General features: G+C 54.4%; 18 protein-coding genes. 12 read left to right on the top strand and 6 right to left on the bottom strand.

Annotation, left to right across the window (positions count from 1 at the left end; genetic code table 11):
* Positions 1 to 91 precede the first annotated feature (91 nt).
* The 7 genes from mlaF (at position 92) to murA (ending at position 4,885) form a co-directional block, all read left to right on the top strand.
* On the top strand, positions 92 to 904 hold the full coding sequence (mlaF, locus tag O1724_RS20490; protein WP_003861850.1) for a phospholipid ABC transporter ATP-binding protein MlaF: 813 nt from the start codon (positions 92 to 94) through the stop codon (positions 902 to 904).
* Positions 905 to 911: 7 nt separating this feature from the next.
* Entirely contained in the window at positions 912 to 1,694 is a 783-nt protein-coding gene (gene mlaE / locus O1724_RS20485; RefSeq protein WP_003861848.1) for a lipid asymmetry maintenance ABC transporter permease subunit MlaE, read from the top strand.
* 4 nt (positions 1,695 to 1,698) lie between these two features.
* Entirely contained in the window at positions 1,699 to 2,247 is a 549-nt protein-coding gene (gene mlaD, locus O1724_RS20480) for an outer membrane lipid asymmetry maintenance protein MlaD (protein WP_003861847.1), read from the top strand.
* Positions 2,248 to 2,265: 18 nt separating this feature from the next.
* A complete protein-coding gene (mlaC, locus tag O1724_RS20475) occupies positions 2,266 to 2,901 on the top strand; it encodes a phospholipid-binding protein MlaC (RefSeq protein ID WP_003861845.1) in 636 nt (211 codons plus the stop codon).
* A complete protein-coding gene (mlaB, locus tag O1724_RS20470) occupies positions 2,901 to 3,194 on the top strand; it encodes a lipid asymmetry maintenance protein MlaB (RefSeq protein ID WP_003861843.1) in 294 nt (97 codons plus the stop codon). Before mlaC ends, mlaB begins: the two co-directional genes overlap by 1 nt.
* A 126-nt stretch (positions 3,195 to 3,320) precedes the next feature.
* Positions 3,321 to 3,575 (top strand): BolA family iron metabolism protein IbaG, encoded by a 255-nt coding sequence (gene ibaG, locus O1724_RS20465; protein ID WP_003861840.1) that lies wholly within the window; start codon positions 3,321 to 3,323, stop codon positions 3,573 to 3,575.
* A gap of 50 nt (positions 3,576 to 3,625) precedes the next feature.
* Positions 3,626 to 4,885 carry a UDP-N-acetylglucosamine 1-carboxyvinyltransferase gene (murA, locus tag O1724_RS20460; protein ID WP_006812128.1) on the top strand — a complete coding sequence of 420 codons (1,260 nt, stop codon included), beginning with the start codon at positions 3,626 to 3,628 and terminating at the stop codon, positions 4,883 to 4,885.
* Between the two features lie 63 nt (positions 4,886 to 4,948).
* On the opposite strand, the gene sfsB is transcribed toward murA, so the two are convergent.
* Both sfsB and ispB read right to left on the bottom strand, forming a co-directional pair.
* Positions 4,949 to 5,236, bottom strand: coding sequence for a DNA-binding transcriptional regulator SfsB (gene sfsB, locus O1724_RS20455; RefSeq protein WP_126297098.1), 288 nt, complete (start codon positions 5,234 to 5,236; stop codon positions 4,949 to 4,951).
* A gap of 228 nt (positions 5,237 to 5,464) precedes the next feature.
* On the bottom strand, positions 5,465 to 6,436 hold the full coding sequence (ispB, locus tag O1724_RS20450) for an octaprenyl diphosphate synthase (RefSeq protein WP_003861833.1): 972 nt from the start codon (positions 6,434 to 6,436) through the stop codon (positions 5,465 to 5,467).
* 257 nt (positions 6,437 to 6,693) lie between these two features.
* Here ispB and rplU point away from each other — a divergent pair, with 257 nt between their 5' ends.
* The 4 genes from rplU (at position 6,694) to cgtA (ending at position 9,534) form a co-directional block, all read left to right on the top strand.
* Positions 6,694 to 7,005, top strand: a complete 312-nt coding sequence (rplU, locus tag O1724_RS20445) for a 50S ribosomal protein L21 (protein ID WP_003025032.1) — start codon at positions 6,694 to 6,696, stop codon at positions 7,003 to 7,005.
* A 19-nt stretch (positions 7,006 to 7,024) separates the two neighbouring features.
* Positions 7,025 to 7,282 (top strand): 50S ribosomal protein L27, encoded by a 258-nt coding sequence (gene rpmA, locus O1724_RS20440; protein WP_003861831.1) that lies wholly within the window; start codon positions 7,025 to 7,027, stop codon positions 7,280 to 7,282.
* Between the two features lie 95 nt (positions 7,283 to 7,377).
* Positions 7,378 to 8,343: a DMT family transporter gene (locus O1724_RS20435; RefSeq protein WP_003861826.1), complete on the top strand. Its 966-nt coding sequence runs from the start codon at positions 7,378 to 7,380 to the stop codon at positions 8,341 to 8,343.
* A gap of 15 nt (positions 8,344 to 8,358) precedes the next feature.
* Positions 8,359 to 9,534, top strand: a complete 1,176-nt coding sequence (gene cgtA, locus O1724_RS20430) for an Obg family GTPase CgtA (protein WP_003861823.1) — start codon at positions 8,359 to 8,361, stop codon at positions 9,532 to 9,534.
* Positions 9,535 to 9,567: 33 nt separating this feature from the next.
* Here cgtA and pmrB read toward each other — a convergent pair whose 3' ends face one another.
* The 3 genes from pmrB to dacB are packed head-to-tail and all read right to left on the bottom strand — an operon-like array spanning position 9,568 to position 12,706.
* Positions 9,568 to 10,611: a two-component system sensor histidine kinase PmrB gene (gene pmrB / locus O1724_RS20425; protein WP_032660489.1), complete on the bottom strand. Its 1,044-nt coding sequence runs from the start codon at positions 10,609 to 10,611 to the stop codon at positions 9,568 to 9,570.
* The gene (gene pmrA / locus O1724_RS20420; RefSeq protein WP_003861819.1) at positions 10,608 to 11,270 is read right to left on the bottom strand and encodes a two-component system response regulator PmrA; all 663 of its coding nucleotides are present in this window, start codon (positions 11,268 to 11,270) and stop codon (positions 10,608 to 10,610) included. The genes pmrB and pmrA overlap by 4 nt, the downstream gene beginning before the upstream one ends.
* Before the next feature lie 2 nt (positions 11,271 to 11,272).
* Positions 11,273 to 12,706, bottom strand: coding sequence for a serine-type D-Ala-D-Ala carboxypeptidase (gene dacB, locus O1724_RS20415; RefSeq protein WP_003861817.1), 1,434 nt, complete (start codon positions 12,704 to 12,706; stop codon positions 11,273 to 11,275).
* A gap of 228 nt (positions 12,707 to 12,934) precedes the next feature.
* On the opposite strand from dacB, the gene greA reads away from it, so the two are divergent.
* Positions 12,935 to 13,411, top strand: coding sequence for a transcription elongation factor GreA (gene greA, locus O1724_RS20410; RefSeq protein ID WP_003861815.1), 477 nt, complete (start codon positions 12,935 to 12,937; stop codon positions 13,409 to 13,411).
* A 151-nt stretch (positions 13,412 to 13,562) separates the two neighbouring features.
* On the opposite strand, the gene yhbY is transcribed toward greA, so the two are convergent.
* A complete protein-coding gene (yhbY, locus tag O1724_RS20405; protein ID WP_003861814.1) occupies positions 13,563 to 13,856 on the bottom strand; it encodes a ribosome assembly RNA-binding protein YhbY in 294 nt (97 codons plus the stop codon).
* Positions 13,857 to 13,951 lie beyond the last annotated feature (95 nt).

The following is a 13,951-nucleotide window of genomic DNA, read 5'->3' as shown; positions in this document are numbered from 1 at the left end:
CCCCAATAGTGAATATTCTGTAAAAATGCGGGGTTTAGGGCTGATTTACGCTTCATGCCAGCCGTGAAGCAAGGTAAGTAAGGAACCATAAATGAGCCAAACGATGGCGAATATAGTCGATGTCCGGGGCGTCAGTTTTTCTCGCGGCAACCGGTTAATATTTGATGATATTTCGCTGACCGTGCCGCGCGGTAAAATCACCGCCATCATGGGGCCGTCAGGGATCGGTAAAACCACGTTGCTGCGTCTTATCGGCGGGCAAATCCCCCCTGACAGCGGCGAAATTCTCTTCGACGGCGAAAACGTCCCGGCGATGTCTCGCTCGCGCCTCTACACGGTTCGCAAACGGATGAGCATGCTCTTTCAGTCGGGTGCGCTGTTCACCGATATGAACGTTTTTGACAACGTGGCCTATCCGCTGCGTGAGCACACCCATCTTCCTCCTGCGCTGTTGCACAGCACGGTGATGATGAAGCTTGAAGCCGTGGGGCTGCGGGGGGCTGCGAAACTCATGCCGTCCGAACTCTCGGGTGGGATGGCGCGCCGCGCCGCGCTGGCGCGTGCTATTGCCCTGGAACCCGATTTAATCATGTTCGATGAACCGTTCGTCGGGCAGGACCCCATCACCATGGGCGTGCTGGTGAAGTTAATTTCGGAGCTGAACAGCGCCCTTGGCGTCACCTGCGTGGTGGTTTCCCACGACGTGCCGGAAGTGCTGAGTATCGCTGATTACGCCTATATTGTGGCTGACAAAAAGATCGTCGCCCACGGCAGCGCGCAGGCGTTGCAGGAGAATGGCGATCCGCGCGTGCGGCAGTTCCTGGACGGTATCGCAGATGGGCCGGTGCCTTTCCGCTATCCGGCGGGCGACTATCATGACGATTTACTGGGAATAGGGAGTTAAGCCACTCATGCTGTTAAATGCGTTGGCGGGTCTTGGACACCGTGGCCTAAAAACCATCAGTACGTTCGGGCGTGCCGGATTAATGTTGTTCAACGCGCTGGTCGGCAAACCGGAGTTCCGCAAGCATGCGCCGTTACTGGTGCGGCAGCTTTATAACGTCGGCGTGCTGTCGATGCTTATCATCATCGTGTCGGGTCTGTTTATTGGCATGGTGCTGGGGTTGCAGGGGTATCTGGTACTGACAACCTACAGCGCGGAAACCAGCCTTGGCATGCTGGTGGCGCTCTCGCTGCTGCGTGAACTCGGGCCGGTGGTTGCCGCGCTGCTGTTCGCCGGGCGTGCCGGGTCAGCGTTGACGGCGGAAATTGGCCTGATGCGCGCCACCGAGCAGCTCTCCAGTATGGAGATGATGGCAGTCGATCCGCTGCGCCGGGTGATCTCGCCGCGCTTCTGGGCCGGGGTTATCTCCTTGCCGTTACTGACTATCCTCTTTGTGGCGGTAGGTATCTGGGGAGGCGCGCTGGTTGGCGTTAACTGGAAAGGCATTGATGCCGGATTCTTCTGGTCTGCCATGCAGGACGCCATCGATCTGCGGATGGATCTGGTGAACTGTCTGATCAAGAGCGTGGTTTTCGCTGTGACGGTTACCTGGATTGCGTTGTTTAATGGTTACGATGCCATTCCGACGTCGGCGGGCATTAGCCGTGCAACGACGCGTACTGTCGTACATTCGTCGCTGGCCGTTTTAGGTCTGGATTTTGTGCTCACCGCACTGATGTTTGGGAATTGAGTTCATGCAAACGAGAAAAAATGAAATTTGGGTTGGCGTGTTTCTGCTTCTGGCGCTGCTGGCCGCGCTGTTCATCTGCCTGCGAGCGGCGGACATCACCTCTGTTCGCGCCGAGCCGACGTACCGTATCTACGCGACTTTCGATAACATCGGCGGCCTGAAAGCGCGCTCACCGGTGCGTATTGGTGGCGTCGTTATCGGACGTGTCGCCGACATTACGCTTGATGAGAAAACCTATCTGCCGCGCGTCGCGATGGATATCGAAGAGCGCTATAACCACATTCCGGACACCAGCTCGCTTTCTATCCGCACCTCTGGCCTGCTGGGGGAGCAATATCTGGCCCTTAACGTTGGTTTTGAAGATCCTGAGCTGGGAACGACTATCCTTAAAGACGGTAGCGTAATCCAGGATACCAAGTCAGCGATGGTGCTGGAAGATATGATTGGTCAGTTCCTTTACAACAGTAAAGGGGATGATAAAAAGTCTGACGATGCCCCTGCGCAGAGTGAAGACCACACCAACGTCGAACCGACGCCAGGCGCGACGAATTAATTTCAGGAGAAGTTATTCATGTTTAAACGACTGTTAATGGTTGCCATGCTGGTCATTGCCCCTCTTACCGCGGCGCACGCTGCGGATCAGAGTAACCCGTACAAACTGATGAATGAGGCCGCGAAGAAAACCTTCGACCGTCTTAAAAACGAACAGCCAAAAATCCGTTCTAACCCTGATTATCTACGTGATGTGGTGGATCAGGAGCTGCTGCCGTATGTGCAGATCAAGTACGCGGGCGCACTGGTGCTGGGCCGTTACTACAAAGACGCGACCCCGGCGCAGCGCGAGGCTTACTTTGCGGCGTTCCGTGAATACCTGAAACAGGCTTACGGCCAGGCGCTGGCGATGTATCACGGGCAGACCTATCAGATTGCCCCTGAACAACCGCTGGGCGATGCCACTATCATTCCTATTCGCGTGACGATTATCGATCCAAACGGTCGTCCACCGGTTCGTCTGGACTTCCAGTGGCGTAAAAACAGTCAGACCGGAAACTGGCAGGCGTACGACATGATCGCTGAAGGCGTCAGCATGATCACCACTAAACAGAACGAGTGGAGCGATCTGCTGCGCACTAAAGGCATTGATGGCCTGACGGCTCAGCTTCAGTCCATCTCTCGTCAGAAAATTACCCTGGACGAGAAGAAGTAATGTCACAGCAGCTTAGCTGGGCGCGTGACGGCGAGACGTTGACGCTGACGGGAGAGCTGGATCAGGATCTGCTTAACCCGCTGTGGGACGCTCGCCATAACGCGATGCAGGGCGTGACGCTGATTGATCTCCATGGCGTCACGCGGGTAGATACCGCCGGTATCGCCCTGCTGGCGCACCTGGTGGCCACGGGCAAAAAGCAGGGGAGTAGCGTCACCCTGACGGGGGTAAGCGATAACGTGATTACCCTTGCACAGCTTTACAATTTGCCCGAAGACGTATTACCTCGCTAATTTTTTCAGTACGTTACTTCTGAAAGCCCCGACAGTTTACGCGTCGGGGCTTTTTGCTTGTTTAAGACCGCGCCACTTTGCTCTAAGATGTTGAGCTTGTTTTCACTATCAGATGATGTAGACCCCATGGAAAATAATGAAATCCAGACTGTGCTGATGAATGCACTCTCCCTTCAGGAAGCCCACGTCTCTGGCGATGGCAGTCACTTCCAGGTTATTGCTGTGGGTGAGATGTTCGACGGAATGAGTCGCGTGAAGAAACAGCAGGCTGTGTACGCGCCGCTGATGGAATACATTGCGGATAACCGCATCCACGCCCTGTCGATTAAAGCGTTCACCCCACAGGAGTGGGCACGCGATCGCAAACTAAACGGTTTTTGAGCTGAGGGCGAAACGCCCGCAGCACGGTTGAATTTATAAGAGAGCAAACGATGGATAAATTTCGTGTACAGGGACCTACGCGTCTCCAGGGCGAAGTCACAATTTCTGGCGCTAAAAACGCCGCGCTGCCCATTCTTTTCGCTGCGCTGCTCGCAGAAGAGCCGGTAGAGATCCAGAACGTACCGAAGCTGAAAGATATCGACACGACCATGAAGTTGCTCGGCCAGTTGGGCACCAAAGTGGAGCGTAACGGTTCCGTCTGGATCGATGCCAGCAACGTGAACAACTTCTCAGCGCCGTATGAGCTGGTGAAAACCATGCGTGCGTCCATCTGGGCGCTTGGTCCGCTGGTGGCGCGCTTCGGTCAGGGACAGGTTTCACTGCCGGGCGGATGCGCTATCGGCGCGCGTCCCGTTGACCTGCATATCTTCGGGCTGGAAAAACTCGGCGCGGAGATCAAGCTGGAAGAGGGTTACGTTAAAGCATCCGTCAATGGTCGTCTGAAAGGCGCGCACATTGTCATGGACAAAGTGAGCGTGGGCGCAACGGTCACCATCATGTCGGCTGCTACGCTGGCAGAAGGCACTACCATCATCGAAAACGCCGCCCGTGAGCCGGAGATCGTGGATACCGCGAACTTCCTGGTCGCGCTGGGAGCGAAGATCAGCGGGCAGGGCACAGACCGTATCACCATCGAAGGCGTTGAACGTCTGGGTGGCGGTGTGTATCGCGTACTGCCAGACCGTATCGAAACCGGCACTTTCCTGGTGGCCGCGGCCATTTCTGGCGGTAAGATTGTCTGCCGTAACGCCCAGCCGGATACCCTGGATGCGGTGCTGGCGAAGCTGCGCGATGCGGGTGCGGACATTGAAATCGGTGAAGACTGGATCAGCCTGGATATGCACGGGCAGCGTCCTAAAGCCGTTAACGTGCGTACTGCGCCACATCCGGCATTCCCGACGGATATGCAGGCACAGTTCACGCTGTTGAACCTGGTGGCCGAAGGCACGGGCTTCATCACGGAAACCATCTTCGAAAACCGTTTCATGCACGTACCGGAACTGATCCGTATGGGTGCGCATGCTGAGATTGAAAGCAACACGGTAATTTGCCACGGCGTTGAAAAACTGTCCGGTGCGCAGGTGATGGCGACCGATCTGCGCGCATCTGCGAGCCTCGTACTGGCAGGTTGTATTGCGGAAGGGACTACCGTTGTCGATCGTATCTACCACATCGATCGTGGTTACGAGCGTATTGAGGATAAGCTGCGCGCGCTGGGTGCAAATATCGAGCGTGTGAAGGGCGAGTAATCATTCCGGCACCCCCCTGCCAGAACAGGCCGGGGGATTGCTGTTCTTGTCAATTCTGGTGCATCAGTCCTGATGCGCTTTCTTCGTTTTGCTCTGGCGCATCATGCGCGTACTGTCGATAAATTCATGGGTGATGGGATCGTGGTAGCGTGACGGCCATATCACCCACGGATGCGTATCCAGCGCCGTCGCGATAATCAGTTCCCCCTTCGGCCATGGGCGGGTCAGGGCGTTTGCCAGCGTCGACGAGCTCAGCCCATGACGACGTGATTCGGCAGCCAGCGAAGTTCCTTTTTTACGCAGTGCCGCAATAATGTCAGCAGAATGCCAGTCGATGAATTTTGTATCCATAATGCTGTCCTTGTGTTCGTTATCGTCCACGTCGTTTCGTGTGAAAAGACAGCATTACTATACTCACTTCGAACATCTGTTCTAAAAAGTTCATGTTACGAGAAGCAATATTCAGAATAAGGCACGGCTTTATACATACGGCCTGTAACCCGATGGGCTTACGCGTAAATGTAATTTACTGGAGCGTACTGGAGTCTCCCTGCGTAGGGGCAGGGAGATGATGAGGGATTAACGGTCGCGCTGGACGGCGATGTGCGCGAGGCCGATTAGCGCATCACGCCATGGGCTGTCGGGAATGACCTGAATAGCGGCGATGGCTTTGTCCGCTTCTTCTTCAGCGCGCTGACGCGTCCATTCCAGGGAGCCGCAGATTGCCATTGTTTCCAGTACCGGTTCCAGAAGATGGCGTCCATTTCCCTGCTCGATAGCCTCCCGGATCATTTTCGCCTGCTCTGGTGTACCATTGCGCATCGCGTGGAGCAGCGGCAGCGTTGGCTTGCCTTCGTTCAGGTCATCGCCGACGTTTTTACCGAGCGTTTCGCCATCCGCGCTGTAGTCCAGCAAATCATCAATCAACTGGAACGCGGTGCCGAGGTAACGGCCATAGTCCTGAAGGCCTTTTTCCTCCGCTTCGCTACAGCCAGCCAGAATGCCAGAGCACTGCGCGGCGGCTTCGAACAGACGTGCGGTCTTGCTGTAAATCACCCGCATATAGTTTTCTTCGGTGATGTCCGGGTCGTTGACGTTCATCAGCTGTAGGACTTCACCTTCAGCGATAACGTTCACGGCTTCTGACATCACTTCCAGCACCTTCAGCGAGCCAAGGCTTGTCATCATCTGGAAGGCTCGGGTATAGATAAAATCGCCTACCAGAACGCTTGCCGCATTACCAAACGCGGCGTTGGCGGTGGCTTTGCCACGACGCATGTCTGATTCATCCACAACATCGTCGTGAAGAAGGGTGGCGGTGTGGATAAATTCGATCAGCGCCGCGATCGTGACATGGGCATTTCCCTGATAGCCAACCGCGCGTGCGGCCAGAATGGCAATCATCGGACGAATACGTTTACCGCCGCCGCTGACGATGTAATAGCCCAACTGATTGATCAGCTGAACGTCAGAGTTGAGTTGCTCCAGGATTGCTGCATTCACACCCGCCATATCTTGCGCGGTTAACTCATTGATTTTTTCTAAATTCATCGCAAAAGCCGGGCTTTTTATCCTGTTTATCCCACACGAGATGGGTACACAAAGGGTTTCGGTTTATAAATAGTATTGCTGATTGTACTGAAAAAACGGCTCAGATAAACGTTACCGTACGTGTTGTGTTTTTTTTCTTCATGTATTGATGGTAGCACTTGTCAAAGGCTCGCGTTTTGCGTAATATTCGCGCCCTATTGTGAATATTTATAGCGCACTCTGAATCATACGAGGATGTGCGCGGAAGCGGAGTTTATATGTACGCGGTTTTCCAAAGTGGTGGTAAACAACACCGAGTAAGCGAAGGTCAGACCGTTCGCCTGGAAAAGCTGGACATCGCAACTGGCGAATCTGTTGAGTTCGCTGAAGTTCTGATGATCGCAAACGGTGAAGAAGTCAAAATCGGCGTTCCTTTCGTTGATGGCGGCGTTATCAAAGCTGAAGTTGTTGCTCACGGTCGTGGCGAGAAAGTTAAAATCGTTAAGTTTCGTCGTCGTAAACACTATCGTAAGCAGCAGGGCCACCGTCAGTGGTTCACTGATGTGAAAATTACTGGCATCAGCGCCTAAGACCTGAGGAGAGATTTAAATGGCACATAAAAAGGCTGGCGGCTCCACACGTAACGGTCGCGATTCAGAAGCTAAACGCCTGGGCGTTAAGCGTTTCGGTGGCGAATCCGTTCTGGCGGGTAGCATCATCGTTCGTCAGCGTGGCACCAAGTTCCACGCGGGTACCAACGTAGGTTGCGGTCGTGACCACACTCTGTTTGCTAAAGCAGACGGTAAAGTGAAATTTGAAGTTAAAGGCCCGAACAACCGTAAATACATCAGCATCGTTGCTGAGTAAGGTTTTCTCGGTCCGGTAACGGATTAAAGCCCCGCAACGTGTTGCGGGGCTTTTTACATTGGAAACCCGGAAAATTTTCTGTAGGGAAAACGGGCATGAAGCAGCAGGCCGGCATTGGTATTCTTTTGGCGCTCACTACCGCAATGTGCTGGGGTGCGCTGCCAATTGCAATGAAGCAGGTACTGGAAGTCATGGAGCCACCGACGGTGGTGTTTTATCGCTTCCTGATGGCAAGCATAGGCCTGGGCGCCATTCTGGCCGTCAAAGGTAAGCTGCCACCGCTGCGCATCTTTCGAAAACCGCGTTGGCTGGTGTTACTGGCTATCGCGACGGGCGGTCTGTTCGGTAACTTCATTCTGTTCAGCTCTTCCCTGCAATATCTTAGCCCTACAGCGTCGCAGGTGATTGGTCAGCTTTCACCGGTCGGCATGATGGTCGCCAGCGTATTCATCCTCAAGGAGAAGATGCGCGGCACGCAGATCATCGGGGCAAGTATGCTGCTTTGCGGGCTGGTGATGTTCTTTAACACCAGCCTGATTGAGATTTTTACCCGCCTGACGGATTACACCTGGGGTGTCATTTTTGGGGTGGGCGCAGCAACGGTCTGGGTGAGTTATGGCGTCGCGCAAAAGGTGTTATTGCGCCGTCTTGCCTCACAGCAGATCCTCTTTTTGCTGTACACTTTGTGTACACTGGCATTATTGCCTTTAGCGAAGCCGGGTGTAATTACCCAGCTCAGCGACTGGCAACTGGCGTGCCTCATTTTTTGTGGGCTGAATACGCTGGTCGGTTATGGCGCGCTGGCTGAAGCCATGGCGCGCTGGCAGGCAGCACAGGTGAGCGCCTTAATCACGCTTACCCCGCTGTTTACGCTGTTATTTTCAGATTTATTATCAATGGCCTGGCCCGATGTCTTCGTCAAGCCGATGCTCAACCTGTTGGGTTATCTCGGTGCGTTTGTCGTGGTTGCGGGCGCGATGTATTCCGCCATTGGTCATCGTCTCTGGGGGCGTTGGCGCAAAAATGAAGCGGTTGTAATAGTCCCCCGCTCAGGCGAATGAGTTACGGAGAGTAAAATGAAGTTTGTTGATGAAGCGACGATCCTGGTCGTGGCAGGTGATGGCGGTAACGGTTGTGTAAGCTTCCGCCGTGAAAAATATATTCCTCGTGGCGGTCCTGACGGCGGTGACGGTGGGGACGGTGGCGACGTGTGGCTGGAGGCGGATGAAAACCTCAACACGCTGATCGACTACCGTTTCGAAAAATCTTTCCGCGCCGAGCGTGGCCAGAACGGCCAGAGCCGCGACTGTACCGGTAAACGCGGTAAAGACGTGACGATCAAAGTGCCGGTGGGTACGCGTGTCATCGATCAGGGTACGGGCGAAACCATGGGTGATATGACCAAACACGGTCAGCGCCTGATGGTGGCGAAAGGCGGCTGGCACGGTCTGGGTAACAGCCGTTTCAAATCGTCCGTTAACCGTACCCCGCGTCAGAAAACCATGGGTACCCCGGGTGATAAGCGCGACCTGCAACTGGAACTGATGCTGCTGGCGGATGTGGGGATGCTGGGCATGCCAAACGCCGGTAAATCGACGTTTATCCGTGCGGTCTCTGCGGCGAAACCAAAAGTGGCAGATTATCCGTTTACGACGCTGGTACCGAGCCTGGGCGTTGTCCGTATGGATAACGAGAAGAGCTTCGTGGTCGCTGACATCCCGGGTCTGATTGAAGGGGCTGCAGAAGGCGCCGGTCTGGGTATTCGCTTCCTGAAGCACCTTGAGCGTTGCCGCGTACTGTTGCACCTCATCGACATCGATCCAATCGACGGTTCCGATCCGGTTGAAAACGCTCGTATCATTATCGGCGAGCTGGAGAAATACAGTGAAAAACTGGCGCAAAAACCGCGCTGGCTGGTATTCAACAAGATCGACCTGATGGACAAAGCGGAAGCTGAAGCGAAAGCTAAAGCGATTGCCGAAGCGATGGGTTGGGAAGATAAGTACTATCTGATCTCTGCCGCCAGCCAGGTTGGCGTGAAAGATCTCTGCTGGGATGTGATGACCTTTATCATCGAGAATCCGGTTGTTCAGGCAGAAGAGGCGAAACAGCCTGAAAAAGTCGAATTCATGTGGGATGACTACCACCGCCAGCAGCTCGAAGAGCTGGAAGCGGAAGAAGATGATGAAGACTGGGACGATGACTGGGATGAAGACGACGAAGAAGGCGTCGAGTTCATCTACAAGCACTAACCCCTGTATAAAGCCCCTTAACGGGGCTTTTTTTTATCCTATTTTCGTCGGTAACCAACAGCTGGCGATGAGGCCGCCCTCAGCGCCGTTCTCCAGCGTTAAATGACCATGATGGAGCTGTACGATACGCTGTACGATGCTCAGCCCAAGGCCGCTGCCGCCGTAGCGCTGGTCGAGACGTCGGAAAGGTTCGGTGATCGACTGGCGGTGCGCCTCATCAATACCCGGCCCCTGATCGGTAACGCTCACCCGGGTACCCCCCTCCGTCGCTGTTAATGCCACTTCAATGGTTGTGCCTGCCGGGCTGTAACGGGCGGCATTCTCCAGAAGGTTCCTTAGCATCAGACGTAACAGGACGGCGTCCCCCTGTACCGTCAGCGTGCTGTGGGCCGGCCATATTACCGTATGCTCTTTGGCTTCATGCTCCAGGCTAAGCGGAGCAATGATCGACTCAGTCCAGTTCACGGTATCGTAATGGCCGCTGGCCATCGCCTGTCCGGCACGCGCCAGCATCAGCAGCTGTTCCACCGTGTGCATCAGCTGATCGATCCGGTTTATCAGTGGCGTGGCCTGCGGGGAACCGGACTGAGCCATCAGTTCCAGATGGAGCCTAATCCCCGCCAGCGGCGTACGTAACTCGTGTGCCGCATCGGCGGTAAACAGGCGTTCCTGTTGAATAGTGTGGTCCAGCCGGGCGAGGAGTTGGTTGAGGGACGTGGTTACTGCGCCTATCTCTTCCATATCAGAATACATCGGCAGGGGAGTCAGATTATCCGCCGAACGGTTCGCAAGGCTGGCGCGAAGTTTGTTGAGTGGTCGGGTGATCCATGTGACTGCCCAGAATGAGAAGAGCAGGGTAAAACCGACCATCACCAGTGAAGGGACCAGCAGGGAGGCAATGGCTTCGCGGATCTCTTTTTCGACATGGTTGTTGCGTGCTTTAGCGGACAACGTTTCATTCACCAGAAAACCGATCTGCTCGCGGCTCTCATGCCACAGCCAGACTACGCTAATGAGTTGAAAAAATAGCAGAATAACCGCCAGCAACACCATTAATCGCCGGCGCATACTGTTCATTTCTGGCTCTCCAGACGGTAACCCACGCCGCGTACGGTTTTGATGCGATCTTTACCGAGCTTGCGGCGCAGATTATGAATGTGAACTTCAAGCGTGTTTGATCCTGGATCGTCCTGCCAGGAGTAGATGTCCTGTTGCAGCGTTTCACGGTGCACGGTCTGCCCGCTGCGCATGATCAGGCGCGTCAGCAGAGCGAACTCTTTTGGGGTCACTTCCACAGGCTGAGACTGGCGCAGCACCTGCTGAGTTTGCAGATTGAGGGTAATATCCCCGTCCGTCAGCAGGTTGTCGCTGTGGCCCTGATAGCGGCGGATCAACGCCCGTACGCGAGCCTGTAGCTCGGCAAGGGCGAAGGGTTTTACCAGATAATCGTCAGCGCCAGAATCAAGCCCGTTAATTCTGTCTTCAATGGCATCGCGGGCGGTGAGAATCAATACGGGATTCTCCACTCCGCGACGACGCCACTGGCAGAGCAGCGTCGCGCCGTCTTTATCCGGCAGTCCCAAATCCAGGATCACCAGGCTGTATTCACCGCTCTGGATCAAGGCATCTGCTTCAGCGGCTGTGGCGGCACAATCCAGGGCGTAGCCCTCATTGCCCAGCGCCAGCGCTAACCCTTCCTGCAATAACAGATCGTCTTCAACTATCAGTAGTTTCATCGCTAGTTATTCTGGTAGATGTCCTTATAGAGCCTGCTTTCGAAACGTACCAGTGGAATACGGCGATTGCGCTGGTCAGCCGGTTCGACGGCATAGCCGGAAAGATACTGCACAAATGCCATGCGTTGTCCGCTGGCGGTCGTGATGAAACCGGCAAGGTTGTAAACGCCTTGCAGGGAACCCGTTTTGGCTGAAACTTTGCCATCCACGCCCGCAGCGTGAAGGCCCGCGCGGTACTGAAGAGAGCCGTCGTGTCCGGCAAGCGGCAGCATCGTAATAAAGTTTAGCTCAGCGTCATGCTGAGCAATGTACTGCAACACCTGCATCATGGTGGCCGGCGAGATCAGGTTATGACGCGATAAACCGGAACCATCAACGGCGATCGTATTGCCCAGATCGATACCCGCCTGCTGGCGCAGGATCTGACGTACGGCATCAGAACCGGCCCGCCAGGTGCCCGGCACACCAAAGCGCGCGTGCCCGATCATGCGGAATACCGTGTCGGCAATCATGTTATCCGACTTTTTCAGCATAATCTTAAGCAAATCATGCAGTGGCGCGGACTGTTTGCTGGCAATCACCGTGCCTGGCTCATTCACCTGCGTCTGGCGCAGCAGCGTTCCGGTGTAGGTTATGCCCGCCTGCTTCAGTTCATCTTTAAAAATGGCACCGGCATAACCTGCGCCATCCTGAATGGCAAAGGCCAGCGGGAGTGGATCGGCCCGCTGGGTCAGGCAGCCGGTGAGCGTATAGCGGTTGAGATCGCCCGGTACCACGTCCAGCTCGCAATACTGTGCCTCCGGGGAGCCTTTCGCCAGCGTCCGCACCTGGCTGAACATCGTGACCGGGTAGTAAGACGCCACGCGGATAAACGCTAAGTCATTTGGTTTTGGCGCGCTGTAAAGCGATACGGAGAAGCAGTTACGGTCAACGATGGCGGCGGCAGGCGGGGCGCTAAAACACTGCGTCATGTCGTTCCATGGCCAGCCAGGCGCTTTATCGTGGCTGGCGAAAATGGAGGTGTCGATCAGCACGTTGCCATCAATTTTTGTTACGCCGGATTTTTTCAGTACCGCCACCATGTTGCGGACATCCTGGCGCTTAAAGGTGGGATCGCCACCAAAACGGGCGATAAGATCGCCTTTCAGTTCGCCACCCTCAACGTTACCTCTGGTTTCAAGGGTGGTAGTAAAACGGAAGTCAGGCCCGAGCTGGAGCAGAGCGGCGAGGGCGGTGATCACCTTCTGGGTACTGGCAGGCAGCGCCATCTGTTGACTGTGATAGTCAATCTCGGGAGCCTGCGCGCCAACCTTCTGCACCATCAGGGCAAGGTTCGCGCCGGCGGGCAGTTGATTAATGTACTCATCAACATTCGCGGCCTGAACGGTGAACGTTATACTGGTAGTCAATCCGATGATAAAACTGGAAAATCGCATAATCTCGCGCTAACAACCCGAAAACAAACCGTCATACTACGGTGCATGGCACTGTAAAGTAAACGATGACCCATAGTGAACTTCGCGGTAAAATGCGTATCAAATTGAAAAATTGCTGCTGACCTGGGGCGTTGCTCCCGGGTCGGTTTTCTTTTTGCTTCTGGCCTGTTCAGGTGGGCTGGAGCAGGGAACACTGCTCCCAACAGGAATGTTTAAGAGGTATAACAAATGCAAGCTATTCCGATGACCTTACGTGGTGCCGAAAAACTGCGCGAAGAGCTGGATTTTCTGAAATCCGTGCGTCGCCCTGAAATCATCGCCGCTATCGCGGAAGCGCGTGAGCATGGCGACCTGAAAGAGAATGCTGAATACCACGCGGCGCGTGAGCAGCAGGGTTTCTGTGAAGGGCGTATTAAAGATATCGAAGCAAAATTGTCCAATGCACAGGTTATCGATATCACCAAAATGCCGAATAATGGCCGTGTGATTTTTGGTTCAACCGTTACCGTGCTGAACCTGGACAACGACGAAGAGCAGACCTATCGCATCGTGGGTGATGATGAAGCTGACTTCAAACAGAACCTGATTTCGGTGAACTCGCCAATTGCTCGTGGCCTGATTGGCAAAGAGCAGGACGATGTGGTCACCATCCGCACCCCTGGTGGTGAAGTGGAATACGAAATTATTAAGGTTGAATATCTGTAATTCGCTTCTCTACTAAGATGTTGATACATTGTAAAGAAAAGAAAAAGGCCGCATAGCGGCCTTTTATCAACTCACGGAGCATGGCATTTTGCTCGCCTGCTGAAAGAAATCCCTCGTTTCACACAGAAAATGTGTTCGATTCAGGATATCCTTAACGTGGCAGCGAGATTTTGCGCTCTTTAGATGGGCGATAGAGCACCAGCGTTTTACCGATGACCTGTACATTACAGGCGCCGGTTTCGCGCACGATGGCTTCCACGATCAGGTTTTTTGTGTCTCTGTCTTCAGAGGCGATTTTCACCTTGATCAGCTCGTGGTGTTCCAGCGCTTGTTCAATCTCGGCAAGCACCCCTTCGGTCAAACCATTGTTGCCAAGCATCACTACAGGCTTGAGCGGATGTGCCAGACCTTTAAGGTGCTGTTTTTGTTTAGTACTCAGATTCATCGTATATTTTTGCTTACGTTGGGATTGAAAACGGTTCATTCTACCGCCATCTCCCTAATATCGCCAAATAGCTGCGTAGAAATTTACGTCACAGG

It is taken from the genome of Enterobacter cloacae complex sp. HYC074_NIDB, assembly GCF_056673345.1.
The sequence above is the reverse complement of the archived record's forward strand: the minus strand, read 5'-3'. Positions and strand labels throughout refer to the sequence as shown.

Bases quoted from the DNA above. Each gene is read 5' to 3' on its own strand.
- mlaF (WP_003861850.1), top strand. From the start codon at position 92: ATGAGCCAAACGATGGCGAATATAGTCGATGTCCGGGGCGTCAGTTTT.
- mlaE (WP_003861848.1), top strand. From the start codon at position 912: ATGCTGTTAAATGCGTTGGCGGGTCTTGGACACCGTGGCCTAAAAACC.
- mlaD (WP_003861847.1), top strand. From the start codon at position 1,699: ATGCAAACGAGAAAAAATGAAATTTGGGTTGGCGTGTTTCTGCTTCTG.
- mlaC (WP_003861845.1), top strand. From the start codon at position 2,266: ATGTTTAAACGACTGTTAATGGTTGCCATGCTGGTCATTGCCCCTCTT.
- mlaB (WP_003861843.1), top strand. From the start codon at position 2,901: ATGTCACAGCAGCTTAGCTGGGCGCGTGACGGCGAGACGTTGACGCTG.
- ibaG (WP_003861840.1), top strand. From the start codon at position 3,321: ATGGAAAATAATGAAATCCAGACTGTGCTGATGAATGCACTCTCCCTT.
- murA (WP_006812128.1), top strand. From the start codon at position 3,626: ATGGATAAATTTCGTGTACAGGGACCTACGCGTCTCCAGGGCGAAGTC.
- sfsB (WP_126297098.1), bottom strand. From the start codon at position 5,236: ATGGATACAAAATTCATCGACTGGCATTCTGCTGACATTATTGCGGCA.
- ispB (WP_003861833.1), bottom strand. From the start codon at position 6,436: ATGAATTTAGAAAAAATCAATGAGTTAACCGCGCAAGATATGGCGGGT.
- rplU (WP_003025032.1), top strand. From the start codon at position 6,694: ATGTACGCGGTTTTCCAAAGTGGTGGTAAACAACACCGAGTAAGCGAA.
- rpmA (WP_003861831.1), top strand. From the start codon at position 7,025: ATGGCACATAAAAAGGCTGGCGGCTCCACACGTAACGGTCGCGATTCA.
- O1724_RS20435 (WP_003861826.1), top strand. From the start codon at position 7,378: ATGAAGCAGCAGGCCGGCATTGGTATTCTTTTGGCGCTCACTACCGCA.
- cgtA (WP_003861823.1), top strand. From the start codon at position 8,359: ATGAAGTTTGTTGATGAAGCGACGATCCTGGTCGTGGCAGGTGATGGC.
- pmrB (WP_032660489.1), bottom strand. From the start codon at position 10,611: ATGAACAGTATGCGCCGGCGATTAATGGTGTTGCTGGCGGTTATTCTG.
- pmrA (WP_003861819.1), bottom strand. From the start codon at position 11,270: ATGAAACTACTGATAGTTGAAGACGATCTGTTATTGCAGGAAGGGTTA.
- dacB (WP_003861817.1), bottom strand. From the start codon at position 12,706: ATGCGATTTTCCAGTTTTATCATCGGATTGACTACCAGTATAACGTTC.
- greA (WP_003861815.1), top strand. From the start codon at position 12,935: ATGCAAGCTATTCCGATGACCTTACGTGGTGCCGAAAAACTGCGCGAA.
- yhbY (WP_003861814.1), bottom strand. From the start codon at position 13,856: ATGAATCTGAGTACTAAACAAAAACAGCACCTTAAAGGTCTGGCACAT.